Origin of the sequence: Dendronalium sp. ChiSLP03b (genome assembly GCF_034531165.2) — a bacterium.
GTDB lineage: Bacteria > Cyanobacteriota > Cyanobacteriia > Cyanobacteriales > Nostocaceae > Dendronalium > Dendronalium minutum.
In genome coordinates this window covers 1-26,796 of record NZ_JAVRBR020000034.1, presented here as the reverse complement: position 1 = coordinate 26,796, position 26,796 = coordinate 1, and the positions used below count along the sequence as shown (strand labels likewise).

Here is a 26,796-nt window from a genome sequence, read left to right as displayed (position 1 = left end):
GAGGAAGTTGTCCAAATTGTTCCTAGTCATGCACCTTTAGTTATCAAAGCAGCTGTTGGTTCTGAGGAAAAAGGTAAGATAAAAGTCGGTCAAAAGGTGCAAATGCGAGTTAGTGCTTGTCCTTATACTGATTACGGTACTCTCAATGGCGTTGTCAAAGCGATTTCCCCGGATGCTGTTAGGTCGCAAAAAAACGATGCAGATGCTGATACGAACTCTACCCCCAAAGCAACTGCTGTAGGTGCTTTTTACGAAGTCACAATTGAACCAGAGAAACTTGCTTTAGGTCGCAGTACAAAGAAATGTCAAATTCAATTGGGTATGGATGGCAGAGTTGATATTATTACCCGAGAAGAAACTGTACTGCAATTTGTACTCCGCAAAGCAAAATTAATGACGGACTTTTGAGATCGTCAATCGCCAAATTGACGTTATTTTTCAGTTATAAAGGAAAACTTTATTCAACTAAGGGTTGTGAAATCGTGAAAAATTCCTGACGGCGTTGAATCAACACTACAACAACACCGCTTGCAACCACAGCAAAGGCTGAGGGAATAAATGGTAACCATACCCCTTGTTTTAAAAGGATGATGCTCCCAAAAGGAACTGCCCAAAGGGCGATCGCACAAGCTCCATATAAAATGATAGCGATCGCAAGCACGGTGCATCCCTTCTTGAGTAACGAACCACACACGCACCAAACAATCAAACCAGACATACTCGACCATCCCCATATCCAGAGAATATCGCCCCAGAAAGGCAAAACCCCAAAAATTGGACGTTCGTCTAAAACTGCACTTAGAATTTGGCTGACCATTTGCGCTTGTATGAATATGCCTGGTATTTCCTGGTAAGGTTGCTGTGCAGCAGAGTAGGGAGTTGACCAAGTATCGCTGATAGTGTTAGCTGTCACTCCGATGAGAACTACCCTATCTTTGAGTAAATCAAAGTTAACTTTATCACTCAATACATCTGCCACAGAAACTCTTTGGTAATCTGAATTACGGTAGTTGACAAGTATTTGAATTCCACCTAAATCAACTTTTTGTTGATAGCCACCACTACGACCAGGCTTTAAGCGTTTAAATACTTTAGAACCAAATTGTACATAATCTTCATTTAAATTAGGTTGAATATTTTCGTAAGATAAATAACGAGCAGCTAATTGCAACGAAAGTGAGTAAGGCGTTGTACAAGAAGACGAAGGCTCTTGTGCCATCATCATAATTTGGCGACGCACGATACCATCTGGATCTTGGATCGCATCAGTAAAACCCTGACGTTCTACAGGGACTCCAAGAGGAGGTTTAACACCTTGGAGGTCATATTTGCTATCTCGGCTTTTGCAAACAACAACAACATTTTCTTTGCTCAGTTCAGTAGAAAGCTGTATCGGCTTTGATTTATTTGGGGGGTCAGCAAAATCTCTATAAATATCCAATCCAATAACTCGCGGTTGATGCTTTTGTAATTTGTTGAGTAATTGAGCTAACGTACTATCCGAAATAGATTTCACTCCTGTGGTCATCTCTTGTCGGGATTGAATATCTTTTTCAGTAACTTCAACAACGAGCAATCTTGGATCTAAATCTTCCTCTTGTCGCAAGATTAGCATTTGGTCAAAAGTTTGCAGTTCAGCTTTCTCAAAAACCCCCAAGTATCTCAAACCTATCGTTGAAAGAGTCACAATAGCAGTACTCAGCAGTACAGTCCAAAGTTTGCCCTTGCGAGTTGCAATTGTGCTTTTCGTCTTTGTAGTCGAAATTGTGCTCTGAGTCGAAACTTCGCTACGAATCTCGGTGTCACCCAAACCACCGCGCAGTTCTTGCCAAGTTGTAGGAACAGTTGTAGGATTTTGGCAAATCACTGGCAACCAACTAGCACAAGGAAAATCATTCTCCAATCCTTGAAGTCTCTCTCGCGCTTCTCGCACAGCCAGATAAAATGGCTTATTTCCTGCAAAAGCGATAAGAAAGTTTTTCAAAAACTCCTGTGCAACTAAATCTGGTATCCCTTCCCGCATCACAATCATTTGGGGAATGTTTAAATCAGCTAAATTTCGTGCTAAACCAATGCCATCACAGGAGTTGAAAATTGCCAGTTTTAAACCGCGTGTAATTGCTGTCTTAAGTGCATTCTTAAATTGAGAAATAGTTAAACTCTCTGTCTGGTTAATGTAAATTTTTCCTATTTCTCCATCTGCAATACTAGCACTATGTCCGGCAAAAAACAGAATATCCCAATTTTGATTCCACAGTTGCTCATCAAGTTCTTTTCGTGTAGGTTGGACAAGAAACGTAGTTTGAGTATCTGTTAAACTTTGTAGCAAAGAGCTATCTTTATCAATATCAATCCCAACTCTATTGCCTAAAATAGCTAAAATTTTGATTTGACCTGTGGCAGATTTTCCTAATATTTGTGGAGATACATACTCATGATTGCTCAAAGCTAATTCCGCTTTAGGGTAATGCTCAAAAAAGTGCCACAAATGCCAAGGCAACCGATGCAGTAGAGCTATGTTCGTTTCAATGAGAACTCTAATTTCATCATCTTGACTGAGTAGAGTCCGCAACTGCCGTTCAATATTCTGAAATGAATCAAATTTCAGCCAAGCATTGATATTTGCTTGTAACTGTTGACATACTTCATCGAAGTCATTAATAGAAATATTGGTTATATCTTGCGAATGCACTTTTATACGTTGATTTCTGCCCAGACTTTGATAGATTGCTGCGTAGAGTAACTGCCATCTGCGGTAGAGTTCGTTAAGTTCTGGTGCTGCTGGCAGACTCCCTGTTAATTTCACAGGTACAATTTGGTTATGATACCAAAGTTGAGCCGTGACAACAGGAAGTCCTTTATTTAAATCTCCTCCTAAAAAGCTGAAGACAACTAGTTTACTCATAAGTCAAGCGAACTCTGCCATTTATGATTAACTAATGACTATTAACGTCAATTTCATGCTACTAACTTTTAATGACTAAATCATGAAATTTTCTGTTATTTGATAATTATTCAGAGCAACCTGGATGTTAAAACATTCTCCCACTTCTCCATCAAAGAGTTTCAATTGTACATAGATATCTTGAACTCTTGCTTGTACTTGTTGAATTATCTCCCCTCGATCTGAAAGTAAAACTAGCTTGATATTAGCAGGTAGGTAAGCTTGATTACAAGCTGGATGTAGCTGCACGCGAATACTAACTTGTTGGTTAGTTTTTGGTATTAAGGCAACTAATAAAATAACTTGTTGAGCTTCTATTTCGATTCCCAAGTCAATCAGCTTGGCGCGTTTGATAGCAGCAGCATTTAACTCAGAAGAACTGCGGAAATTAAAAGCTAGGCTACTAGAGTTTGGCTCAAAAAAAGTCTCTATAGCTTGCCAAGAAGCATCGTAAATCTGCTCCAGCCAACGACTGAGATTCACTTGTACTTGAGAAAATTGCGATTGCTGACGCTGTTGATACAAGTGTTGCCGCCACTGTTCATTCTCTAGTAACGCTCCCCAAGTTGTAAATGGTATTGTCAGTCTTGGAAATGTCACTGAAGAATTGCTTAACAGTTGCTTTACGTATTCTACTTGAGCAGTCGATAATTCTGGTAGTGGAGCGATCGCAGCTTTCATCTGTTCTGTTTCACAAAATTGGTAGGTCATCCAAAAAGCGTTAAGGTCTCTAGTTAAATGCCGCGTATCTATACAATAAGTTCTATCCACTGCATCATAATCAGCCAAAGATTTTAGCTCTTGATGGGTTGTGTAAGCCCAAATTCTTACCCATTCACCATTTGGTGTGACTTCTACTGCTAAATAATAGTCTGCTGCCCAAGTGGGAATGTCTACCCATTCTTGGGGGACTTCTAACTCGCTATCATCAATTGCCTCGCTGGGAATTAAAACGACTCGCTTGTCCTTTAACAAAATTGCTGTGCCATTGACAAATTCCCAAAAAGCAGGAATATCAGGGGAACTGTACCAGATACTTGCTTGAGGAACATATTCAGCTTTTACCCAATTCAAAAACGCATCAAGGCAAATTTGATTCATGTAAGCACGCCAGCGACTGCTAGGCGTAGCGTAAACTTGACTTCCTTGCCAAGAACTTTGTTGTAGTGATGGTGATATTTCTAACAACAGCTCTTTTGGATCTGTAAAAGCAGAACTCATTTTCACTACCTCTTTTGTAATCTCAGATAGATTTGCCATACTGAATTTCTAACCATTCTTCCAGAGCAGCACTCATATCTTTAACTAGGTTGGAAGTCACAGAAATATTAAAGGCCTCTTGACTCCATTCGAGCAATGTAGCCAGTAAAGTTTCTCTAGCTTTGATCAGCCTGCGAGAAACAGTAGGCTGACTTATTTGTAAGCGTTGTACAATTTCTGGCTGAGTCAGTCCCTGTTGGTAGTAAAGTTTAAGTATTTCTTGGGTTTTCACTTCAAGTTTTTGTAACGCTTTTAACAACACAGCTTGAATCTGAGACTGTTGATTTTGTTGGTCTTGAGCATCCTCTTCGGCTATCATCTCAGCAATTAATGAGTCCGAGGATAGATCTGGCAAATCAAGAGTTGTTGTGGCATTATCTTCGGATATAACTAAATTTAGAGAACTAACAGGTGGATACAGATAAGCACGCACGTAGATAGCTGCCTGAGTTAACCACTGTTCAATTTTCTCTCTCGTGCATTGTGGACTAGGTTGAGTTAACTGACTTTGGCGTTCTCGGTTGTAGAGGTTGACAACAGCTTCCCAAAGTTGGCGTTCTGGTGACGGTAGTGCCTTTGTACCTCCTGGTTGGTTTTGCACATACAATTCTTTAAAACAAGTCCAAGCTAGCCGATATTGAGCAATTACAGTAGATGATAATCCTGCTTTATCCAGAGCTTCTAAGAACTGCTTTTTGCTCACTTTGCGTAACAATGCCCAATTTGTGCAAATGTCAGCTTCTTTACGTTGGCGTAAAACATCTTTTAGCCGACTTGGAATTGCCATAGTTGCATAAGCTTTTAAGCTAGAGCATTTTTCTGGATTAAAATGTTTAAGAATTGTTTCAATTTCAGAGTTTGCTATTTGAAAGTAATCCGCTAGACTATACTGATTATTTGCAAATTTGGCAATTGTTTTTTTTGCAGTCCAGTAGATTGGTTCTTGTAAATAAGCAGACAGATGCATTCTAGCAAGGTCATCGGATTGCTCTAACCAGTGCTTGTACCAATATACCGCCCAAAAATTTTCTGAGTTAGAGAACTCTGGTGAAGATTTTATACAATTTTGAATATTTCGACGCAATTTGACATCAATCAACCATTTGCTGAATTTGTCGCTTTCCAACTGAACGAAGGTAGAGAACATCTCCGTAATTTCTTGGCGAGGACGCATAAGCAATTAAAAATTTTAATATACCATTCACACTAAGCTAACGCTGTCTAAATTATATAGAACCCATTTGAGATCTTTTTGCTAGCTAGCAGCTAATCGTTTGAGCATCAATCGGATAAAACAAAGTTTGAGCTTGGCATTGGCACGAGCGAGTGTGCGGTCAAAGTTTTTGACTAAACTTTTACATCGCTCTACCCAAGCATTGGATCTCTCTATCACCCATCTAGCAGCCACCGGAACAAATCCGGATTGTCCTTTGGCTTCCTTTTCAGCTTTTGATGGCTTGGCAGAGAGTTCAAATTGGATTTTGGTCATGATCTGGGGATAAATTTGCTCCAAAGCCCTAGCTGTCTAACTGGTATACAAAGCAGATAAGCTGATATTGCACCTACTAGCAGTAACAAATTAGTGATAGTCAAATTGCCTCGCCATCGCCCACAAAGAAAGTTCAGTAATGCCAAACGAATAATTTTAGAATGTTCGTTAATTGAATGTGTGCATTGTGGGACAGAGTTAGTACCACGCAGACCAAGGCATATGCGTAAAACCGTTCAAACAATGGATGGTGCAGTGTTTGTGGCAGGCAAGAGTAAAGAATGTACCAATTCCAGTTGTACACATTTTGGCAAACATTACTATGCGACTGGCGTGCTAAAATACAGCCTGCCTTACAGTACCTACGGGCTAGATGTCCTGGCATTTATAGGCTGGCAACATGAGCATGAGCATCAACAGTTAGTGGAAATTCAACGAAAATTAAATCAACTTGGTGTTGAAATTAATGAGCGAAATGTAGGTAAGCTATACCGACAATTTCTGGCACTGTTGGGTGGAACGATTGCACATACCCAGAAGAAATTAACTGCCACAGCCCTTGAACATGGTGGCTTAATTTGGGCAATTGATGCTTTACAACCCGAAGGTCATGGAACCTTACTGTATGTGCTGTACGAGGTATTAAGCGGTACACCAATCAGTGGAATTCAGTGACCACAGGCACAGACACAACGATTAATTGAGTGGCTGCAACCATATAAAGAGTTACCGTATAAAGTGCTGGCAACCCTATCAGATGGAGAATCAGCGATTATTACTGCCATGAATTCGAGTTGGCCAGATGCAGCACATCAACGTTGTCAAGCACATTTTCTCAGTAATTTGAGTGAATCTGTGCTGCCATTAGATACAAAGCTCAAACAACAATTAAGAGCAGATTTAGATGGACTACCAAAGATACCTGATGACTCGGAAAGACCCCAAGACCCCGGCTCCAAAGAGCAGCCAGACAGTCTCCCCTTTTTTCAGGAATCCCCTATTCATCACGAGACGCAGAGTTGATAGCAATTGAAGCCCAAATCCGTGCTGCGATTCGAGATTGTGTCAATCGCACAAGTCGCAAACCTTTTCGGTGGGGCGGATGGAGTGGCTATAAACAACTAGAAGCGATTGGGGAAGTATTACGTAGTTTACCATGCCGGGAAATTGACACAGATTATTTGTCTGTGTTGTCAGTATGGATTGACCACGCCTTAAGCAATAATCGTTCTATAGCGTCAGACTTGTCAGAGGCGTACAAGTGGCTGCGACGAATTGCCGATTGCTTGCGCTACCCAGAACACTCCAAACGTAGCATAGATGATCTGACTGATATTACAAATACTAGTAACTCATCTTTAACCAGCCTTCAAGTTCGATGCGAGATGGAAGAATTATTAGAGCAGTTTGTGCCTGACCCTCAACAAAATCCGGCACAGTTCGCCTTGAAGAAAAAGTTACAACGTTTATGGGATAAGTACGGGACTGACTTATTGCACTGTTATGATATCCCTGGTTTGCCGCCAGATAATCTCAAAATGGAAGTTATGTTTAGCCATTTACGTCGCCATCAACGGCGAATTAGTGGGCGCAAGTCCACTGTTGAATTGCGCGATTTTGGGCAATCTCGAGTTCTTTTCTGGGGCGAAAGTCAAGAACACTTACTTGCACAAATTCGAGAAGTCTCTGTAGTGGAATACAACTCTCAACGGCGCAGGTTAGCTTTTACTGAAGCTCCTCGTCAACAAAAACATCGCCTTCATCGTCATCCCACTAGTACAATACTAGGTTTAGTCAATCAACATCAAGAACGTCTCTCTGTACTTGAGCTTCAAGCTCTGAATACCAATTAGACAGTTAGGGGCTTGTATGGCGATGTACTGATTGAGTTCGCCTTGAGCGATCGCTTGTTCGTCGGAGGCAGGACGGAAGGAAGAGGACAAGGAGCAGGGAGCAGGGAGATGAGGGGAAGGAAGAAATAGAGGAGCAGAGGTGCGGAGGGACAGGGGAGAGAGTACTTCCATTTCCCCCTTGCACCCTGCCCCCTGCACCTCTGCTTTCTTCTGGAGTTGGGCGGACTGGTATCGGGCGATGGCACTCATCCAGGCATCTAGAGAGCGTTTGTCCATTACATACGCTGTGCAGCCGATTTCGCTGTGGATGTGCTTTAGCTGGGCTAGGGATTTGAAGCGCAGCTGTTGATGAGTATAAGTTGGATATGTCATGATTGGTAAGCCTTTTAATTTAGGGCAAAAGAAGCGCTTCAGATTCGCAGTCAGGGGCGCTTCTCTCATGTATTTATTATCCGCTAGTTAACTGCGCTTGTCAACTGCGTTAACTAGCTGATATTCTATTGGTAGTACTATTTGTTATGGATATGAAGGGGTTAAGAGAAAGAGCAGGGTTAAGAACAGTAGATGTAGCATCAAGGTTAGGGATTGCTGAGTCAACTGTCCGTAACTGGGATATTGGGCGGCACACCCCCAGGCTACCAATTGAAGAGATCCCCAAATTTTTGGAAGTTTATCAATGCACTCTTGAAGAAGTTATTGAGGCTGCAAAGGAAAGCAAAAGGAAATTTGATGCTTCCCATAGCTGATGAGACTCTAACTATTTAGCATTCATAATTAGCCATAACTACTCTATGCAGCAGACACATCAGTTTCTAATTTTCAATAAAAAGCTATCCCTAACCTTGAAAACGCTTCGTAAACTGATTCAGTGTTAGGGGTTGACTTGGTGTAAATCTAAAAATAGTGAGAAGTAGGAAGTCATGCAAAAGCCATCCTCTAAACGCAACAAACCTACTTCCACTGTCTCTGCTGGCTCAGAACTACCAGTTAGCAAAACAAAGCAAGATATCTCTTCCCAGAACAATCAGGATGTAGTAATCATCGACGTTTCTGCCATTGAAGTTCCTGAATTAACCGAGCAAGAGCAGAGCGATCGCTTGCATCTCGAACGCAAGGTAGAAAGGGCATTTTTCGAGGCAGGCAAGGCACTGTCCGAATTACGCGATCGCAGACTGTACCGTTCTACTCATTCCACTTTTGAGGAGTATTGCAAAGACAGATTCGGTTACAATCGCTCTCGTTCTTACCAATTAATTGATGCAGCTATTGTTGTGGACAATCTGCACAAATGTCCACAATTTGTGGACATTTTACCGACAGCAGAGGGACAGGTCAGACCATTGACAAAGCTAGAAACCGAACAACAGCAGCAGGTTTGGCAGGCTGCGGTAGAAAAAGCAGGTGGTAAAGTCCCATCCGGTCGCATCGTCAAAGATATTGTGCAACGAATAATAGAACGCACCCAAGTACCCAACACCTACCAAATTGGGGAGGTGTGCCAAATCTTAGCTAAGGAGAATCCAGAACTTAGAGGTAGGGGCGGCTGTTGGGCGATTGTCACTCAAGTGAATGATTTTAGTTGCACTGTAAGAACCTGGGATGGTGAACTAACGGTTGGGGTGCAGCACTTAAAATCTTACGAATATCTGCCCCAGGAATGTGAGCAAATGCAATCTTTGTGCGATCGCCTTGCGCGAATATATTCTGATTCTCTGGAGGAGACGGTCAGAAATCTGTTGCAGTCGTTGGGAAAGCTAAACCGTCCTTATCTGACTGCTGTGGAGGAGAAATTGTTAAATGTTTTAGAGTCTGAATACCGAAAAGATAGTTCCCTAAACGACTAATGTTCACACTGAAGTGCACCAAGCACTTTGTGACTTAGAGAAGATTTTGGACAAGGTAAGTAAGGAGAAGTTGGACTTGCAAGCTGAAAGACTTATAAGTTCGTTAAGGCATTAATCAAGGCTATCGTTAATTAGTGAGGATAGTAACCAGTAAGGTAAGCATTGTAAATAATAAAATCTGTATAAATCTATTGTATTGCAGTATCAAATCCAAATTTAAGATATTAATTAGGGAAGATAATACTTTTTATGTATAGCACTTATAGTTTAATTCTATTTAGATCGCTACTTCTCCGTTCATAGACTGTTCAATTTTGTGTGCTAGAATATCAACAATTTCCTCAATACTTAATTGACGAATATCAAGACAACAAACAGTCTCACTAATACCAACAACATTCACATCATCTACACGAATAGGAAGCAGGTATTCGGAGGTTCTTTTTTCGGATGTATTCCTACCAATAGCTAATTCAAAATTTGTCCAATCCCTTTCAGGATATGACTCTGAGAGAAAGACTATCATATACAAAGCTTCATTACTATATACCTCTGCAAGCTTCTTTCTCAAATCTTGTCCCCAGAGTTGTGCTTGTTCGTCAAAGTCGTAAAAAATAGTAAGTCCTTTCTTCTTCGCAGTTTGAATAAATTCATAAACAGTTAAGCGAATATCACCTGCAAAAGAAACAGCAACATCATAAGGATAATTTTCATAACGAATATGTACTTTGCTTTTAACAGCATCCATATCAATAAGATTTAAATAAAAGCGAAAAGAAGGATCTTCAATTGCTATATATTTAGCTCCTTTACTGTAGAGTAGTATATCATTCATTCCTTTTTCTTCTATTACATCATTTAAGTTATTTAAACAGTTATAAAAAGATGTATCTTTGCGTGAACGTTGCTTTGTATCACTGATAATTCCAACAATTTTTGCATATAAAAACTCAGTAGGAATTTCTGACCGCTCATCTGCGGCAATAGCTGCAATAATGTCAAAATATGTATTATGAACTGAGCGAGCTTGTTGTTTTCCCTTAGCTAAACCAACAACTTTATTAAAATACTTAGCTGTAAAAACGCGAAGAATTTCTTCTTTTAGATGTTTAAGCTTCAAGTCTACCTGTAATGTATTATGTTCGATAGTCATCTCAATCCCAGTATTCACACAGATAGTGCGACATATAGTCTGAACTACCGAGGGTACACCGTTTGATGCTAAGACGATTTCTGCTTTAAGATTTTCGCTAAAACTGATATTAAGCGCTTGTTCTCCAAGTGAAATTAAGTCACGAACAAACTTTTCATCTTGGGTTTTTAATTCAAATGGATCATTTCTAATGCCAAGTTCTGCATCTATTCCTACTAAGTCTGCGGCAGAACTTGCAATACCTATAATTATAAATCGGACTTGATTTTCATGCCACAGTTTGAGGTTTTGAGCTAGTTCGCTTCTAGCTCCAGAGGATAAATGGTGAAAATCATCAATAATAATGAAATCTACCAGCTTTAAGTACGAAGTAATAACTGAGAAAACAGGTTCTGTTCCCAATTCTATACCTAATATATAAAGAAAAGATTCGATCTGAGGATAAGAGCGACCGTTAATTGGCAAAGTATTAGATATAGGAATTTGAAAATCCTGTAGCAAACGCTGTACTAAAGTAGATTTTCCTGAACCAGATGGGCCAGATATAGTTATGTGCTTTCCCTTAGCACGAAATGCAGACTTGATATGAGGATAGTTTTTGGGGGGGACAAAGGTTACTTCTGGATAGGCAGCTTCATTAAAGACCATTTCGAGCGTATATTTAAGCACAGGTTTTCCTTAAGGTAAATTTAATAAGGTTATGATAGCTAATTCCGCATTTCTCACAAGATTTAAGCGAAGAAGGGGCAGAGGGGCAGAGGGGAAAAAGACTTAATTTCTTTCTCCTCTGCTCCCCCAGGGCGAACGCAGGCTTTTTTAGATGTGGTGAGAAATCCGGGTAATGCCTTTGCTAATTTTAAGAAGATTAAAACAAATACTTAGATTTTGAGGAACTATGCTAAAAGCTAGATAATAACGATCCTGATCTCAGAGCTAAGAGTGAATATTAGGCAAATATCAGCCAAGAGAAGATAAGAACGCTTTAAGTGCAGGAAGCGATCGCCTTGGTGTTTTCTAAATTACCTTCCTGCTGCTTTAGCTGCTTGTTCAATCCAGCTGCCAATATTGTTTTGACCGTTATTATAAACCCAGCTATATACAGGATAAGTTATGATATTTGAGCGTGAATCTGTAAAAGTAAATTGACTAAAAGGATTAATACCTTGAGAGTCATAATTGCCATTCAAATCTTTCATGCCATACATATCAATCCCCAGCATACCTTTCCCTAATTCATGGCTTTGCTTGATTTCATATTCAACCCAAGGTCTTTGATAAGTTTCTGCACCAATCAAAACCACTGTAACAGATGTCCCTATCATTTGAGAATCTATCCAATTCTGAATTGCTTTAGCACCGCGACGTTTAATAGATTCCCATTCAGCTTTATCTAAAAAAGGTTGCGCTTGATGACTGAGAGATTGAGTAAGCCAAACATTCCTAATTTGACCAATTTTTAGAATATCTCGTTGATAATGAAAACTAAAGAATACACGACGCACCATAATATCTCCTATATTTAAATAAAAACTATTAAGTTTTTATCTTAAAGTTCTTTAGTTCTAGCACATATAAAATTGGATGTATGCATTGAATATAAAAAAACTAAAATTTAATATATTTTTAACATTTCAGCTATTTATTAATTAAGTGAAGTTTGAAAAATTACTATTATAAAATGTAATATTTAAAAATAAATTTTATGGACGAAGAAGGCAAGATCCAACCAATTGGAAATAACGATGCTACAACAGATGTCATCCTAAGCTTTGGGTCGATTGACGGAGGAGCTATGTTTGCTCAGTGGTTGCAACGTGAGATTATGCAACGCAAAGGCTACACACAGAATAATAATGTTTACTTGGATACTTTTGCCCTGGATCATGTTCCAGGTACTGAGTATATTATGAAAGAGATACGCGCTACAGCTGGTGGTCTTGCTTCGCTTAATAAAGCTTGGGAAGAATACTATAGGTATGCAATCTCAGTAGCCCATACTATGATTTTTGTAGCAACTAAGGCTTGGTTTGCTTCGCTCTATTGTCATACCAATTCACAATTCGCAATTCGCAATTCGCAATTAAAAAACTTAGATGCAGCAAAGCTTTCAAGGTTTATATCTGTATCAAATTTTTCGTGAAATGGTATCAGCATGAAATGTCTTGCTTTATTGCAGAGAACCAAGCTCGTTCACAAACAGGACGTTCCCAACTTTCTGGCATAGCGTTGACCTTTCCCGAAAGTGAAATAACTTCTGAGTTCGCAAATATGACCATGATCCCAGTAATAAAACGCTATGTAGTAGCAGATGAGAAAAGAAGACTAAAGCTTACTGGTCATTACCGTGATTTTTGGGTCGTGGATGAGGGAACGCTCCAAAAAGTAGTAGATGCGATCAGCTAGATATGGTATTTTCCTGACCGTGAATGTGGACTTTTGACGAAATCAGTCATAATGCTTGTAACTGAATAGATGGCCACAGTTACAATAAAGTTAGTCAATGCTTTGAACAATATAGCAGTCGTTAAAAAAAGCTAGTGAGTAACTCTAGTCCGCAGTCACAACCACCCAAGGTAACGTTTGAGTCCGACGCTGTGCAAAGTTATCTGAATATTTTGCAGGGGGTTATTGCGCGGATGGCATCTAACAGTGCTAACTGTAAAACTTGGTGTATCTCTTTAGTATCAGCAATTCTTGTAGTGATTGCAGATAAGAACAAGCCTAATTATGCTTGGATATCTCTTATACCAATAGTACTTTTCTTTCTCCTAGATTCTTACTATTTAAGTCAAGAACGAAGTTTTCGTCAGATTTATAATGATTTTGTACAAGAGTTGCACTCTTCTGGTGAAGTTACAATCGATAAACTCTTTGCTTTGAAGCCGCCTAAAGGCATGAATGTTATTAATCTATTATTTGCTTCTAGTTTATCTTTTTCCATTTATCCATTTTACTTGACATTGGTACTCACTGTAATCATTGCAAGATACCTCATTCTATAATAGATAATTGTAGCTAATAAAACACTAGTAGGTCATTGCCCTTTACTAATTTCTATGTTGTAGTAGAAAGTTAAGCTTTATTTTAATCTATACCAAGTAATTAAAAACTCATAAATTTTGAGATTTTTGCGGAATCTCCATTTCTCTACTGCCATTCCACCATGCCATATCGTCGCGTCAGACACAACGGCAGTCCCTCAGTAAACCGAACAAGCGCCTCACTCCAAATGGCAATATCACCAACTGTACGCTCACCGATGAGGGACTTCAGCAACAGTAGGGATACCAGAATGTAGTCTTTATCATCTCTACATCCCAACTCCTGGCTCTGTAATAAGGTTGCAAGATGAACAGACAAATCCAAATGTTCACCCTCTTGAAGCACTGTCAACCAGGGGTGGATATGTGCTAGCAACCGGAAGCCAATGGTTGTCGTATCAGCTTGCGCCAAGGCAAACTCTGATGTCAAGCGTTCAGACTTCAGCAGCATCGGTAGGGCTGTTGGTTGAATCGCAACAGATAGCGCTTCCCAAGCACTCATCGCACCAGAAGGATCTTCCCAGTGCATCATCGAGGCTTTTGCTGTTTCGTCAAACACGGAAAAAGGTTCAGAACACTGATCAGTACGCAGTACCAGAGGCATATTAGTATCATTCTTAGACTGGGCAATCATCGATTCTGCAAAACACCAGCCACGGCTCAGATAACCATCTCCTTCCTTTCGCAGAATCAGTGTGCTAACACGCGATGACAAAATCATATCTCCGATGCCTTGCAAAGTTTGAGCAAACTCACGAGCCTCAGAGGGCGTTTTCGGATCTTGAGGTAAGCAGGAATAGTCATACCAGAACCCTATTATATCCAAGATTCCACGTCCATCGTTCCAGATCACTTGTGCATCCAGCATGGACTCAGCCATGCATAGACTACGAAAAACAAGATGAGCTGCTTGCAAAGTTCCCTGCCGCCTTAGTGAGGGAATACGAGCTACTCTGTCTTGTGCAGCCTCAACTCCAACTCGTTCATCGGAAATAGTCTCAGCAATATCTGCAATACGCTGCACCATTAGCTTCAAAGCAGCGAGTTGTAAACCAGACGGGTCGGGATCGTTTTGACTTCCCCAACGATGAGATATAAACACTAAGTGCCAAAGGTTTTCCGCAGGTGTCCAGGTATTTTGGGGTAATGACTGACAACGAGCTAGTTTCGGCATTCCTAAAAGGGTTCGCGCACTGATATAACGGTATTGCTGAAACACAAACTATCCTTCCTAAGAAGCTAGTGACAGAGACTAAACTAAATTTTGCGCTAGTTTTTACACACTCGACAATCCCAACTACCCTTAAGCTTATTATCACTGGTAGAAATTATAGTAAAACGCGACGGTACAGGGGAGAGGGGAGCGGCAGTATTCACGCTTCGGATTATCGCTAGAAACGGTAGGGATTACCCGCAGGCATACTACCACTACGAGTTTTGGAGCAAGGGCGATCGCCTGATAAAGTCATCAAAGTACATCCCCAAGCGTCTGCTGAACCAGATTCAGGAGATGGAGCGGGAGAAAGCGGCAGTGAGGGAGGTATTGCAGGTGTTGAGTAACAGTTAAATAAAAACTGACTAAATCACTTCAACAGGGTTAGTGTTATTTTCTTTACAAGAAGGAATATATAAATATTGGAGTTGCGGTATCTTGTAGCTGACTGCTCCTCCACACAGCTATTTAGAATAATTGCACAAAAAGAGCTTGCAGGATGATAGACCCACAAGCTTTACAGACAGCAATCAACGGTGCAGCAAATGCTCACACTGGATTGCATCAAGCACTTCATGAACTACGGCATGGTTCTGTGAGTGAGGCGAAGCAACTGCTGGCGCGACAGATTGCAGTGTTGGCGAATGTGTTGATACTGTTGTAGCTATGCAGATTTAGGTATTTATTATAATGTGATCGCTATGTGTAGCCCTTAAGCCTGGAAAGACATCACATAAACTATCGCAACTACCAGGTGCAGAAAAAGAAGCCAAACAAATAGCAGCGATTTTTCATACCCAAGTATTCACAGGTGATGCAGCCACCGAAACCACAGTTGTTCAAAAAATGCCCCAAGCCAAAATTATTCACCTAGCAACATGTCCTGACTCATTAGGAACACCTTACGGACTTGCACTTGCGCCGTCACCAGAAGACGATGGTTGGCTGACATCTGAAGAAATTCTAAAGTTGAACCTGAAAGCAGACTTGCTAGTGCTGAGTGCAAGTGATACAGCATTAGGTAAATCACTACCGATGGTGTAATTGGTTTATCTCGTTCTTTCTTCGTCTCTGGGGTTTCTAGTGTAATTGATTCTTTATGGACTGTATCGGATCAGGAGACTGCATTTTTAATGACAGAGTTTTATTAAAGGTTCAGTAAAAACCCAGATAAAGCAGCAGCCTTGCGTCATGCGATGCTAAAAACTAAGAAAAAATAGCCAAATCCTAGAGTTTGGGCTGGTTTTACCCTCACAGGTGTGTTGTAGCAATAGTAAAGGAGAGGACTGATGATCTACCGTTGGCACAGTTTCACTATTCTATCATTGATATTTTACTTAACAGTTCCTTTAGCGGTATTTGAGTTTAAGCAAGTGGGGATGTCACAAGTATTAACACAGAAGCCAAATAACCAAAAAGCTGAAGCAGATAAGCTATTTAAACAAGGTGATGAACTTAGTGAAAATAATCAACCCCAAGCTGCTTTACAAGCTTTTCAGAAAGCTGTATCTATATATCAGATAGTTGACGATAAACGGGGAGAAAGTAAGACAAATCTATATATTGGTAGTATTTACGCTAATGATTTTGAGCAATATAATCAAGCAATTACTTACTATCAAAAAGCTTTAGATATTAGTCGAAAGATTGATAATAGTGTGGAGGCGAAAGCTTTAAATAATTTAGGGCTAATGCAATTTCATTTAGGTAATTCTCCGCAAGCAATTGAATATTGCGAACAAGCCTTAGCAGTAGCACGAAAAAACCAGAACTATGAAACAGAGGCAATCGCACTCAAAAGTTTGGGAGTAATCTACATGGTTACCGATACCTCAAAAGGTCTTGATTTGATTAAACAATCTTTAATTGTACTAGAAAAAGCTAGTGGTAACGCTGAAGATAAACTACGCCAAAATCGACTAAAAACTACCCTGCTTATTGTGCTAGGTAATTTTCATTACTCCTTTGGCGCAAATAAAAAGTTGGAAGGTAATCCAGAAGGAGAGGAATTATTAAATAAGTCTATTGAGTATTATCAAAAGGGTTTAAAAATTGCTCAAGAAATGGGCGATCGCCCCAGACAAGGAAAAGCTCTCTTGGGCATAGCAGATGTATACTATACCAATAATCAGTATACCAAATCTGTAGAGACTTTACAGCAGGCATTAAATATTTTTTCCACAGATAAAAACTTTCGCTCTCAAGCGCGATTCACCCACAGTAAACTAGGTGACGTTTACCATAGATGGGGTAATAGAAAAGAGGGATTGAACGCCTATGAGAAAGCCCTAGAAATCATTAAAACAGAAGTTTCAACCTCTCCTTTAAGTAAGCTCGAACAGGATATACAACAAGCATGGCTGTTAATCAAGATTGGCAATATTCATACTGATACTAGTATTTACCAGAAAGCGATCACTTCATATTTATCAGCATTAGAAATTTTGAAATTAAGCAGCCAACAATCCGAGAAAATTACTACCCCTCTTAAACAGGTGCAAATTTCCCAAATTAATTTAGGGATGAAATTCACTTATTTGCGCTTGTGTTTTGTATATAAAAAAATTGGGCAAGTTGAACTAGCTAGAGGAGCTTGTAAAAACAGTCGAGCTATTAATATAACTTCTCCATTACCTAAGAGTTTATCAAACAAAGGAACAATTTTTAAGAAAGTAGCTAAATCTCCAGTAGATATAGAAAAAGCCAAAAAAGATTTGCAAGAAGCTTTGGCAAATTTGCAGCAGTCTCAAGCGATGAATAGTCCAGATTTTATCGCTTTTCATTTGGCTGGAGTTGGTGCTGCTTACACCAAACTAGGAGAGTATAAACAGGCTGAGGAATATTTGCAAAAAGCTATAAAAGTCAGTAAGACAGTTGAAAGTCTTTACTTTAAGCCATACATTTTTTTTACTGTTGGACAGTTCTACGACTTGCAGAATAAATATGATTTAGCTTTCAAATATTATCAACAAGCTGGAGAATTTGCTAACCACAATGGTGAACAAACAATAGAGGCAACTATCTTTAAACAAATAGGAATAACTGGCTTTCTTGCTAACCGCCTACCTGAAGCCACAACTGCTTTATCTAGAGCGATAAATGTTTTTGATAGTATCCGAAATGATTTATTAGATGATGAAACTAAAATCTCTATTTTTGAAACTCAAGCTAATACTTATAGTTTATTGCAAAAAACTTTAATTAGTCAGAATAAATTCTCAAAGGCTTTAGAAGTTGCTGAACGTGGTAGAGCTAGAGCTTTCATTAATCTACTAGCCTTACGAGTTGGCAGCAAAAATCAGAGTAAATCAAACTTAGTAATTCCGAATGTATCGCCACCAAGCATTGCAGATATTCAGAGAATTGCTAAAGAACAAAACGCCACAATTGTAGAATATGCTGTTCCTAATCCTCCTAGATATAATGATGCAAATAACAATGACAAGCTAGTATGGGATAATTCAGAACTCTATATCTGGGTAATTAAACCCACAGGAGAAATTTCTTTTCGCCCTAGTTACCTCAAACCCTTGTGGCAGCAACAAAATATCTCTCTTCGAGATAAAGTAGTCCAGGCTCGTCAGTCGATTATTAAAGGTGTGAATGTTGCTAGTCGTGGTAATAACATCACCTTTGCACCTGGCGATCGCGTTAAGCTTAATGACGATGATCCAGACTGGGAAGCTTGGCAAGTAGTATCAGTTGATGTTAAAAACGGTAAAATCACTATCCGCTTGCCCTCTTGGGAGGCAAAGAAACCAGCAATAGAACGTCCAATAGCTGATGTAGTGAAAAAAATCGGTATAAATAGTTCTGGTGTAAATGCTAAAAACTTACAGTTACAGGAACTTTACCAGCTACTTATCCAACCAATTGCAGACATACTGCCAAAAGAAGAAACAGCCCGCGTCATCTTCATCCCGCAAGATGCTTTATTTTTAGTTCCTTTCCCAGCATTACAAGACCCATCAGGGCAATACTTAATTGATAAACATACTATCCTTACCGCTCCTTCCATTCAAGTATTAGAATCTACTCATAAACTGCGGCAAAAAGTTCCAGGTTCAGCCAAAGATATTTTGATAGTTGGTAATCCCACGATGCCCAAGGTTTCAAAAAAACCTGGAGAATCACCTCAGCAATTAGGTGCGCTTCCTGGTTCAGAAAAAGAAGCTATTGCAATTGCTTTGTTCTGGAAAACTCAAGCTTTGATTGGCAATCAAGCCACTAAAAATGCAGTGTTACAAAAACTACCACTAGCTAAAATTATTCATTTGGCAACTCATGGCTTATTGGATGATATTCGGGGATTGGGAAGTTCTATTGTCTTTGCTCCTGAAGGTCAGGATAATGGTTTGTTGACAGCAGAAGATATCTTAAATTTATATACACGACCCCAAAGTTCTCCGTTAAGTGCTGAATTAGTTATCTTAAGTGCTTGTGATACTGGGCAAGGCCGGTTAACAGGTGACGGGGTAATAGGGTTATCTCGTTCCATAATTGCAGCAGGGGTTCCCAGTATTATAGTTTCCCTGTGGTCGATACCCGATGCACCCACTGCTGAGTTGATGACAGAATTTTATGGAAATTTCCGCAAAAACCCTGACAAAGCTACTGCTTTGCGTCAAGCGATGCTGACGACAAAGAAAAAACATCCCTCACCTGCTGATTGGGCAGCTTTTACTCTGATTGGAGAGTCCGAATAATTAGGTGTTATAAACAGGGAAAACAGACTGTTAAATCTAAATAAATATACTTGCTTTGCTCTGTAGTTTTGTTCCAAAATCAAATTTGCAGATACTTGACTCAGTTTATAGCCGGAATTATACAGAGAAAAACAAAGTTGAATTTATAGACATTAACTAGATGTAAAGGTAAAGAAATTATCAAGCTTACACCATGCTCCTCCGCAAAGTCCCCTTAAGGTTATTTCTTGTGATTTTAGTTACCGCCTCGACACCTCTGGTGTTTCAATCGCTGTTTAATGCATCGTGGGTATTGGCGCAAACTGCAAATGAGCGGAAAGCAGAGGCAGACCGACTGTTGAAACAAGGTATTGGGCAGTTACAGACCAGTCAGTTTGAGGCGGCATTACAGTCTTTTCAACAAGCTCTTTTAATTTACCGGGAAATTAAAGACCTCCCCTGGGAGGGTCAGGCTCTGGGCAATCTGGGAGGAACTTACCTTTCCTTGGGGAACTACCCTCAAGCCATTGAGTACGCACAGCAGACTTTGGCGATCGCACGCGCCATCAAAGATCGCCAAAGTGAGGGCAAGGCTCTGGGCATTTTGGGACTTGCTTACCAAAATATCGGGGACTATCCCAAAGCCATTGAGAACCACCAGCAGTGGTTGGCGATCGCACGCGCTATCAAAGATCGCCAAAGTGAGGGCATGGCTTTGGGCAATCTGGGAGAAGATTATAGATCCCTGGGAAACTATACCAAAGCCATTGAATACTCTAAACAGTGGTTGGCGATCGCACGCGCCATCAAAGACCGTCAAAGTGAGGGAGGCGCACTGGGTAATTTGGGAGGAACTTACCTTTATCTGGGAGACTATACCAAAGCCATTGAGTACTCTAAACAGTGGTTGGCGATCGCAAAGGAAATCAAAGACCGTCGAAGTGAGGGCAAGGCTCTGGGGATTTTGGGAGGAGCCTACCTTTCCTTGGGGGACTTTGCCAAAGCCATTGAGTACTACCAGCAGTGGTTGGCGATCGCACGCGCCATCAAAGATCGCCAAAGTGAGGGAGGCGCACTGGGTAATCTGGGAGGAGCTTACCTTTATCTGGGGGACTATACCAAAGCCATTAAGTACTACCAGCAGTGGTTGGCGATTGCAAAGGAAATCAAAGATCGTCAAAGTGAGGGCAAGGCTCTGAGCAATTTGGGAAATACTTCCCTTTACCAGGGAGAGTATGCCAAAGCTATTGAGTACTACCAGCAGCATTTGGCGATCGCACGCTCAATCAAAGACCACCAAAGTGAGGGAGATGCACTGGGTAATCTGGGAGTTGCTTACCTTTCCTTGGGGGAGTATGCCAAAGCCATTGAATCCCACCAGCAGCATTTGGCGATCGCACGCTCAATTAAAGACCGCCAAGGCGAGGGAGATGCACTGGGTAATCTGGGAGTTGCTTACCTTTCCTTGGGGGAGTATGCCAAAGCCATTGAGTCCCACCAACAGAATTTGGCGATCGCACGCTCAATCAAAGACCGCCAAGGCGAGGGATCGGCGCTTAATAATTTAGGACTTGCTTTCCTAAAATCTGGTAATCTTGCCTTGGCAGAGAAAACCCTAATTAAGGGAATTCAGGTTTGGGAATCTCAACGGCAACGATTAGGCAGTAACGATGCCAATAAAGTGTCAATTTTTGAGGGGCAATCTCGCACTTACCGCACTTTACAACAAGTCTTGATAGCTCAAAACAAAAACAATGCAGCCCTAGAAATTGCCGAACGCGGACGGGCGCGTGCTTTTGTGGAGTTACTTGCTTCTAAATTATCTCCTAAACTCCAACAACAATCACCCACTTCTCCAACGATTGAAGAAATTAAACAAATAGCTAAAGCACAAAACGCCACTATTGTTGAATATTCGATTATTTACGATGAATTCAAAGTTCAAGGTAAACCACAAGCTAACGAATCAGAACTATATATTTGGGTCGTAAAACCCACAGGCGAAGCCAAATTTCACCCAGTTGACCTCAAACCCCTGTTGCAGCGACAAAATATCTCCCTAAGAGATAAAGTTGCTCAGGCTCGTGGGTCGATTGTTAAAGGTGTGAATGTTGCTTTGAGGAGTGGTAATAACATCACCTTGGTACCAGGCGATCGCATTAAACTCAATGATGATGCTCCAGACTGGGAAGCTTGGCAAGTAGTATCAGTCGATGTGAAAAACGGCAAAATCACTATCCGCTTGCCCTCTTGGGAGCCAGAGAAACCAGCAATAGAACGTCCAATCGCCGATGTAGTAAAAAAAATTGGTATAAATAGTTCTAGTGCAAACACTAAAAACCCACAATTACAAGAACTTTATCAGCTACTCATCCAACCAATTGCAGACATCCTGCCAAAAGAAGAAACAGCTCGCGTTATTTTTATCCCCCAAGATGTCCTATTTCTCGTTCCCTTCCCAGCATTGCAAGATCCATCTGGGCAATACTTAATCGATAAACATACCATCCTCACCGCCCCTTCCTTTGAAGTTCTGGACTCCACTCATAAACTGCGGCAAAAAGTTCCAGGTTCAGCTAAAGATGTTTTAGTAGTTGGTAATCCAACTATGCCCAAGGTTTCTTTAAAACCTGGAGAACCACCTAAGCAGTTAAACCCACTGCCAAAAGCTGAAAATGAAGCCAAAGAAATAGCATCTAAGTTTCAAACACAACCCCTGATTGGCAAGCAAGCCACTAAAGCAAGTATATTACCTCTACTTCCGAAAGCCAGAATCATTCATTTGGCTACACACGGGTTACTTGATGATTTTACAGGTGGGGATGTTCCGGGTGCTGTAGCCCTTGCTCCCTCTGGTAATGATAGCGGCTTGCTCACTGCTAGCGAAATTCTGGATTTAAAACTCAATGCCGAATTAGTTGTTCTGAGTGCCTGTGATACTGGGCAAGGTCGGTTAACAGGTGATGGGGTAATTGGGTTATCTCGTTCCATAATTGCCGCAGGGGTTCCCAGTGTCATAGTTTCTCTGTGGTCGATACCCGATGCGCCTACAGCATCTTTAATGACAGAATTTTATCAAAATCTCCAACATCAGCAAGATTTAGCTACCGCATTACGCCAAGCAATGCTGACAACCAAAATAAAGCATCCCAATCCTGCTGAATGGGCGGCTTTTACTCTGATTGGAGAATCTGAATAACTCAAGTTTAGTTACCAATAAATAGCTAAGGAGCGTGAAATGTCAGAAGAAAATTCTATCGGATTAGCAGAACTAATTGAGCAGATCAAGCAAGAGTTGCTTTCAACAGAGGCAGAAGGAGAAAAACCCATACCCTTGTTTAGTGTTGATCAAGTGAATCTGGAATTGCAAGTGACCGCACGTAAAGAGGGTAAAGCTGGTATCAAAGTCTACGTTGTGGAATTAGGTAGTGGAGGCAGCCGTGATGATGTACAAAAAGTTACTGTCACCTTAACTCCTTTATTGAGTAAAGAAGAGCGAATTACGCTTTATAAAACACGCTATCCCCAAAAGTGGAAGTTGCTGGAAGAAACTAGTATAGAAGGATTGATGAAGGGCAGCAACAACCAACCTCTTGGCGACCTCTTAGGCTAAATAGGAAGGATGGCTAATGGAGCTATTAAAGGTATACCTATCTCCGATTAATGAGGCTGATTTTAAAGTCAGCGTCAATGGATCACGAGTTGGTCAAGCAGAAACCGACTCAACATTACCTTTTTGGCAAGAGAGAATAAACTGGCTAATTACCGTTACCAAATCTCTCGAAGCTATTCGTTTTCGACCAGAGGACTTTCAGCGATTTGGGGAACAAGATTGGATGGTGCAAGTTGGTCTACTAGCTCAAGACCGAAAAGCCTTTCATTGCTATTTTCTAAAAAACATTGGTAAGGCACTGTATCAATCACTTTTTCCCCCAGGCTCTAAAGTCGAAAAAGTGCTGCAAAATGCGATTAATTTAGCCCAAAATAACGCAACTCAACTGCATATACAACTGGAAATAGCAGCAGATATCTTAGGCTCAACTCGTTTACCTGATTATCCTTGGGAATTAATGCACGATGACCGAGGTTTTTTGACTCAACATCAAGTTACCTTCTCTCGTTACATTACCTATGATGCTGCACCGCCAAAGCTACCATCAATGGAGCAAGTTAACGTTTTGTTAATCTCCTCTGCGGCTTCTGACCCAGAAAATGGTTTGGAAAAGCTGCCACAGCAAGAACAACTTGCAGTACGCAGAGGTTTAGGAATAGCCGAGAAAGAAGGTCATATTCGGCTAGTTGAACTGAAACCCCCAACTTTAAAAGCTTTGCGGGATTATCTGACTGAACATCGCAATGAGACAGCACCTCATGTTATCCACTTTGATGGACATGGCTTGTTTGGTAAATGCTGTAATAATACATTGGATAATGGTCAGCTATGTCGAACTATACATAAAGGTATAAAAATAAACAACTGTCAACGTTGCCATGCCTCGCTTCCTGAACCGCAAGGATATCTAGTTTTTGAAGATGAAACTGGCAAACCAAATTATGTGAGTGCTAAAGAAATTAGTATACTGCTACAGCAAAATAGTTTTATTGATGATTCTAAACAGCTACGTGGTGTGGCTCTAGTGGTATTGAGCGCCTGTCAATCTGGTTTGGCGTTAACTGGAACTTCAGTGTTTAATGGTGTAGCTCAAAGCTTAATTGCTCACCGCACTCCAGCAGTCGTAGCGATGCAGTATTCCGTAAGTGTGCCAGGTGCAACAGCCTTTAGCGAGCAATTTTATCGTTCACTGGGTCAAAAAGAGCCTTTGGCAATGATAGTAAGTCAAAGCCGAGAAGCAATGGGTGTAGAAGGTAATCAATGGTATCGTCCGGTACTTTATCTGCGATGGCAAGATAACGAAGGTGGTCAACTGTTTGCAGCACCTACTCCAGTTATTCCTACACGAGTTAAATTAAAACCCTCTGTTTTTGTTCCATCTGCAAGTTTAGTCATAACAGCTTTGGTGTTTGGAGTACGACTGCTAGGAATACTGCAAGCATCAGAGCTAAAAATGTTTGATCAGATGATGCGCCTGCGTCCAAATGAGGGAATAGATCCTCGTCTTTTAGTAGTCACCATCGATGAAACGGATTATAAATATCAAGATCATAAGGGAATGAAAAGACGCGGGTCGTTATCTGATACCGCATTAGCTCAACTTTTAGAAAAACTAGAACCTCATCAACCAGGGGTAATTGGCTTAGATATTATTCGTGATTTTTCTGTGAGCGGCAACCAACCAGAATTAGCAAAAAAATTACAAAATACTGATAATTTTATTGCCATCTGCATAGGTAATGACCCCACGAGCAATGACTCTACGATTCGAGAAAAAGGTATTGAACCTCCACCCGAAGTGCCAGTAGCTCGTTTAGGTTTTGCTGATGTGCATCTGGACAATGATGGTATTCTTCGTCGCCATCTGTGGTTTGCAACTTTTAACAGTAACACCGCTTGTAATACAGAAGTTTCTTTAAGCTTGAAGTTGGCACTATATTACTTAGCTAAAAAAGGTATTAAACCTAAAACCACACATTCGGGAGATTTATTGTTAGGAAAAACTCGCTTACAACGTTTGCAGTCAAAGGCAGGAGGCTACCAAAATTTACAACAAGAATTTTACCAAATGCTGCTTAATTACCGATTTCTTAATTATAGCGAGAGTGATATTGCTCAACAAGTTCCCCTAAGAGACATCTTGGAAAATAATTTTGACCCTTCCTGGGTGAAAGACCGAATAGTTCTCATTGGTGTTTCTGCTAAAAGCGTCAAAGATGATTTTTATACACCATACAGTCTCAACCAACAACCAGATCAAACAATGCGGGGTGTATTTATTCAGGCACAAATGGTAAGCCAAATTATTAGTGCGGCATTAAATGGTCGTCCTCTGCTGAGAGTGCTGCCTTCGTGGGGAGATATTTTTTACATCTGGCTCTGCTCTTTAGCTGGAGGTGCATTCGTCGCAGCCGTGTCCCAAAAACTTGCTTGGCACAATCACAAAATAATTCTTGTGATTACAAGCATAGGTGTTATTTTTGTTATCTCCTACAGCATCTGCTTGTTTCTTTTAATTCATGGCTACTGGCTACCATTCCTTCCTTCTACCATAGCTTCTCTTGCTACAAGTGTAATTACATTTGGCTATATCCATCGGTTTCCATATCAACGGCAGTAGTAGAACAAAGGGTGTGTCTGTTGTTTTGTAAATAGGTTTCTTCCATACTTCTATGAAAAAAATGACAAAATTGTTTTTTACACGCCTAAGTTTATCTTTAATTTTTATCTTCACATTAGACGTTTATCCTGCTGTTAAAGCAGCCGCGCAGTCTAGTAATGCCTGGGGAAATAAAGTCATTTCACAGCAGCAACAAAGACAACAGCCTCAAACCCCAAAACCTACAAATACGCCTAAAACTTCAGGATTTATTTCCCAGATTATTCGCTTTATCTTACCTCCAAAAGGGGCCCCTGGTCAGCGAACTTATGCTGCTGCCAGAGCCGACTGTCCAGCGATTGAAAAACCTCTGACAGCTTTAGTTCCACAGACAAACATTGGGTTAACTATTTCTGAACGTCCGACATTCTGGTTTTACATTCCTTATCAGCCCACAAATGCAAATCCAGTTGAGTTTTTGCTAATAAATGATAAAAAATATCCGGTTTATAAAACTACTTTTCAGTTAACAAGTACACCAGGAATTATTAATGTCAACTTACCTCAAAATGTACCAGCATTAGAAATTGGTAAAAAATATAACTGGGTATTATCTTATATGTGCGATCCAGTAAATCGCCTGAAGGATACTTTTGTTAAAGGATATATTGAGCGAGTTTCTATCAACTCTAATGTGAAAAATCATTTAGAAAAAGCAAGCAGACCAAGAGAGCGTATTTTGCTGTTCGCTGAAAATGGTCTTTGGTATGATGCCTTGGTGATGTTAGCTAACGAACGTCGTCAAAAACCCAAAGATGCCCAGGTAGCAAAAGATTGGAAAGATTTATTGCTGTCCTCAGAAGGGGACTCAAAAGAGATTAAAAAGATAGTTTCAGAGCCTATTGTTTCATGCTGTCTGCCTATGGAGAGTAGATAGCTGAAACACCTAAAATCATGCAGCTACCTGCCCCAGGAATGCCAGCAGATGCAGCAGGTGTGCGATCGCATATCACGGTTGCAGGAGAGCAAGAACTTGGAAGAAGCTGGTCGGGCTGTGCTGAAGTACTTGGGAGAACTCAAGCGACCGTATTTGACTGCGGTG

25 protein-coding genes and 1 pseudogene are annotated in these 26,796 nt (G+C 40.6%); 18 read left to right on the top strand and 8 right to left on the bottom strand.

Annotated features, from left to right (window positions below; genetic code table 11):
• Nucleotides 1-408 (top strand): annotated as a pseudogene (locus RMY31_RS08320) (HlyD family secretion protein); the annotation flags it as partial.
• A gap of 49 nt (nt 409-457) precedes the next feature.
• Here RMY31_RS08320 and RMY31_RS08315 read toward each other — a convergent pair.
• The 4 genes from RMY31_RS08315 to RMY31_RS08300 form a co-directional block, all read right to left on the bottom strand.
• Nucleotides 458-2,905, bottom strand: coding sequence for a CHASE2 domain-containing protein (locus RMY31_RS08315; RefSeq protein WP_409877705.1), 2,448 nt, complete (start codon nt 2,903-2,905; stop codon nt 458-460).
• A 75-nt stretch (nt 2,906-2,980) separates the two neighbouring features.
• Nucleotides 2,981-4,204, bottom strand: coding sequence for a DUF1822 family protein (locus RMY31_RS08310; RefSeq protein WP_409877703.1), 1,224 nt, complete (start codon nt 4,202-4,204; stop codon nt 2,981-2,983).
• On the bottom strand, nt 4,188-5,378 hold the full coding sequence (locus RMY31_RS08305) for an RNA polymerase sigma factor (protein WP_409877701.1): 1,191 nt from the start codon (nt 5,376-5,378) through the stop codon (nt 4,188-4,190). Before RMY31_RS08305 ends, RMY31_RS08310 begins: the two co-directional genes overlap by 17 nt.
• 81 nt (nt 5,379-5,459) lie before the next feature.
• Nucleotides 5,460-5,693: an IS5/IS1182 family transposase gene (locus RMY31_RS08300; protein WP_409877699.1), complete on the bottom strand. Its 234-nt coding sequence runs from the start codon at nt 5,691-5,693 to the stop codon at nt 5,460-5,462.
• A 222-nt stretch (nt 5,694-5,915) separates the two neighbouring features.
• Between RMY31_RS08300 and RMY31_RS08295 the strand changes: the two genes are divergently transcribed.
• The 3 genes from RMY31_RS08295 to RMY31_RS08285 all read left to right on the top strand — a co-directional run bounded on the left by RMY31_RS08295 (nt 5,916) and on the right by RMY31_RS08285 (nt 7,546).
• A complete protein-coding gene (locus RMY31_RS08295; protein ID WP_409877697.1) occupies nt 5,916-6,368 on the top strand; it encodes a hypothetical protein in 453 nt (150 codons plus the stop codon).
• 108 nt (nt 6,369-6,476) lie between these two features.
• Nucleotides 6,477-6,716, top strand: a complete 240-nt coding sequence (locus tag RMY31_RS08290; RefSeq protein WP_409877695.1) for a hypothetical protein — start codon at nt 6,477-6,479, stop codon at nt 6,714-6,716.
• The gene (locus RMY31_RS08285; RefSeq protein ID WP_409877693.1) at nt 6,713-7,546 is read left to right on the top strand and encodes a hypothetical protein; all 834 of its coding nucleotides are present in this window, start codon (nt 6,713-6,715) and stop codon (nt 7,544-7,546) included. Before RMY31_RS08290 ends, RMY31_RS08285 begins: the two co-directional genes overlap by 4 nt.
• Here the strand turns inward: RMY31_RS08285 and RMY31_RS08280 are convergent.
• The gene (locus tag RMY31_RS08280; RefSeq protein WP_409877691.1) at nt 7,484-7,918 is read right to left on the bottom strand and encodes a hypothetical protein; all 435 of its coding nucleotides are present in this window, start codon (nt 7,916-7,918) and stop codon (nt 7,484-7,486) included. The genes RMY31_RS08285 and RMY31_RS08280 overlap by 63 nt on opposite strands.
• Before the next feature lie 146 nt (nt 7,919-8,064).
• Between RMY31_RS08280 and RMY31_RS08275 the strand changes: the two genes are divergently transcribed.
• Together RMY31_RS08275 and RMY31_RS08270 are read left to right on the top strand one after the other, a co-directional pair.
• Entirely contained in the window at nt 8,065-8,292 is a 228-nt protein-coding gene (locus RMY31_RS08275; RefSeq protein WP_409877689.1) for a helix-turn-helix domain-containing protein, read from the top strand.
• 174 nt (nt 8,293-8,466) lie between these two features.
• Nucleotides 8,467-9,390, top strand: a complete 924-nt coding sequence (locus RMY31_RS08270; RefSeq protein WP_409877687.1) for a hypothetical protein — start codon at nt 8,467-8,469, stop codon at nt 9,388-9,390.
• A 277-nt stretch (nt 9,391-9,667) separates the two neighbouring features.
• Here the strand turns inward: RMY31_RS08270 and RMY31_RS08265 are convergent, their stop codons facing one another.
• Together RMY31_RS08265 and RMY31_RS08260 are read right to left on the bottom strand one after the other, a co-directional pair.
• Nucleotides 9,668-11,212 carry an AAA family ATPase gene (locus RMY31_RS08265; RefSeq protein WP_409877685.1) on the bottom strand — a complete coding sequence of 515 codons (1,545 nt, stop codon included), beginning with the start codon at nt 11,210-11,212 and terminating at the stop codon, nt 9,668-9,670.
• 350 nt (nt 11,213-11,562) lie between these two features.
• Nucleotides 11,563-12,048, bottom strand: a complete 486-nt coding sequence (locus tag RMY31_RS08260; protein WP_409877683.1) for a TIR domain-containing protein — start codon at nt 12,046-12,048, stop codon at nt 11,563-11,565.
• Nucleotides 12,049-12,245: 197 nt separating this feature from the next.
• Between RMY31_RS08260 and RMY31_RS08255 the strand changes: the two genes are divergently transcribed.
• The 3 genes from RMY31_RS08255 (at nt 12,246) to RMY31_RS08245 (ending at nt 13,545) form a co-directional block, all read left to right on the top strand.
• Entirely contained in the window at nt 12,246-12,683 is a 438-nt protein-coding gene (locus RMY31_RS08255) for a hypothetical protein (RefSeq protein WP_409877681.1), read from the top strand.
• Between the two features lie 17 nt (nt 12,684-12,700).
• Entirely contained in the window at nt 12,701-12,946 is a 246-nt protein-coding gene (locus RMY31_RS08250) for a hypothetical protein (RefSeq protein WP_409877679.1), read from the top strand.
• Nucleotides 12,947-13,080: 134 nt separating this feature from the next.
• A complete protein-coding gene (locus tag RMY31_RS08245; protein ID WP_409877677.1) occupies nt 13,081-13,545 on the top strand; it encodes a hypothetical protein in 465 nt (154 codons plus the stop codon).
• A gap of 145 nt (nt 13,546-13,690) precedes the next feature.
• Here RMY31_RS08245 and RMY31_RS08240 read toward each other — a convergent pair whose 3' ends face one another.
• Nucleotides 13,691-14,803 (bottom strand): hypothetical protein, encoded by a 1,113-nt coding sequence (locus RMY31_RS08240; protein WP_409877675.1) that lies wholly within the window; start codon nt 14,801-14,803, stop codon nt 13,691-13,693.
• 218 nt (nt 14,804-15,021) lie between these two features.
• Between RMY31_RS08240 and RMY31_RS08235 the strand changes: the two genes are divergently transcribed.
• The 9 genes from RMY31_RS08235 (at nt 15,022) to RMY31_RS08195 (ending at nt 26,631) form a co-directional block, all read left to right on the top strand.
• Entirely contained in the window at nt 15,022-15,144 is a 123-nt protein-coding gene (locus RMY31_RS08235) for a hypothetical protein (protein ID WP_409877673.1), read from the top strand.
• Nucleotides 15,145-15,296: 152 nt separating this feature from the next.
• Entirely contained in the window at nt 15,297-15,461 is a 165-nt protein-coding gene (locus tag RMY31_RS08230; RefSeq protein WP_409877671.1) for a hypothetical protein, read from the top strand.
• Between the two features lie 113 nt (nt 15,462-15,574).
• On the top strand, nt 15,575-15,841 hold the full coding sequence (locus RMY31_RS08225; RefSeq protein WP_409877709.1) for a CHAT domain-containing protein: 267 nt from the start codon (nt 15,575-15,577) through the stop codon (nt 15,839-15,841).
• Entirely contained in the window at nt 15,823-15,948 is a 126-nt protein-coding gene (locus RMY31_RS08220; protein ID WP_409877707.1) for a CHAT domain-containing protein, read from the top strand. Before RMY31_RS08225 ends, RMY31_RS08220 begins: the two co-directional genes overlap by 19 nt.
• Before the next feature lie 138 nt (nt 15,949-16,086).
• On the top strand, nt 16,087-19,503 hold the full coding sequence (locus RMY31_RS08215; RefSeq protein ID WP_409877670.1) for a CHAT domain-containing protein: 3,417 nt from the start codon (nt 16,087-16,089) through the stop codon (nt 19,501-19,503).
• 193 nt (nt 19,504-19,696) lie between these two features.
• A complete protein-coding gene (locus tag RMY31_RS08210) occupies nt 19,697-22,681 on the top strand; it encodes a CHAT domain-containing tetratricopeptide repeat protein (protein ID WP_409877668.1) in 2,985 nt (994 codons plus the stop codon).
• A gap of 39 nt (nt 22,682-22,720) precedes the next feature.
• Nucleotides 22,721-23,095 carry a trypco2 family protein gene (locus RMY31_RS08205; RefSeq protein ID WP_409877666.1) on the top strand — a complete coding sequence of 125 codons (375 nt, stop codon included), beginning with the start codon at nt 22,721-22,723 and terminating at the stop codon, nt 23,093-23,095.
• Between the two features lie 16 nt (nt 23,096-23,111).
• A complete protein-coding gene (locus RMY31_RS08200) occupies nt 23,112-25,715 on the top strand; it encodes a CHASE2 domain-containing protein (RefSeq protein ID WP_409877664.1) in 2,604 nt (867 codons plus the stop codon).
• A gap of 61 nt (nt 25,716-25,776) precedes the next feature.
• Nucleotides 25,777-26,631, top strand: coding sequence for a DUF928 domain-containing protein (locus tag RMY31_RS08195; RefSeq protein ID WP_409877662.1), 855 nt, complete (start codon nt 25,777-25,779; stop codon nt 26,629-26,631).
• The last annotated feature ends 165 nt before the right edge of the window (nt 26,632-26,796 follow it).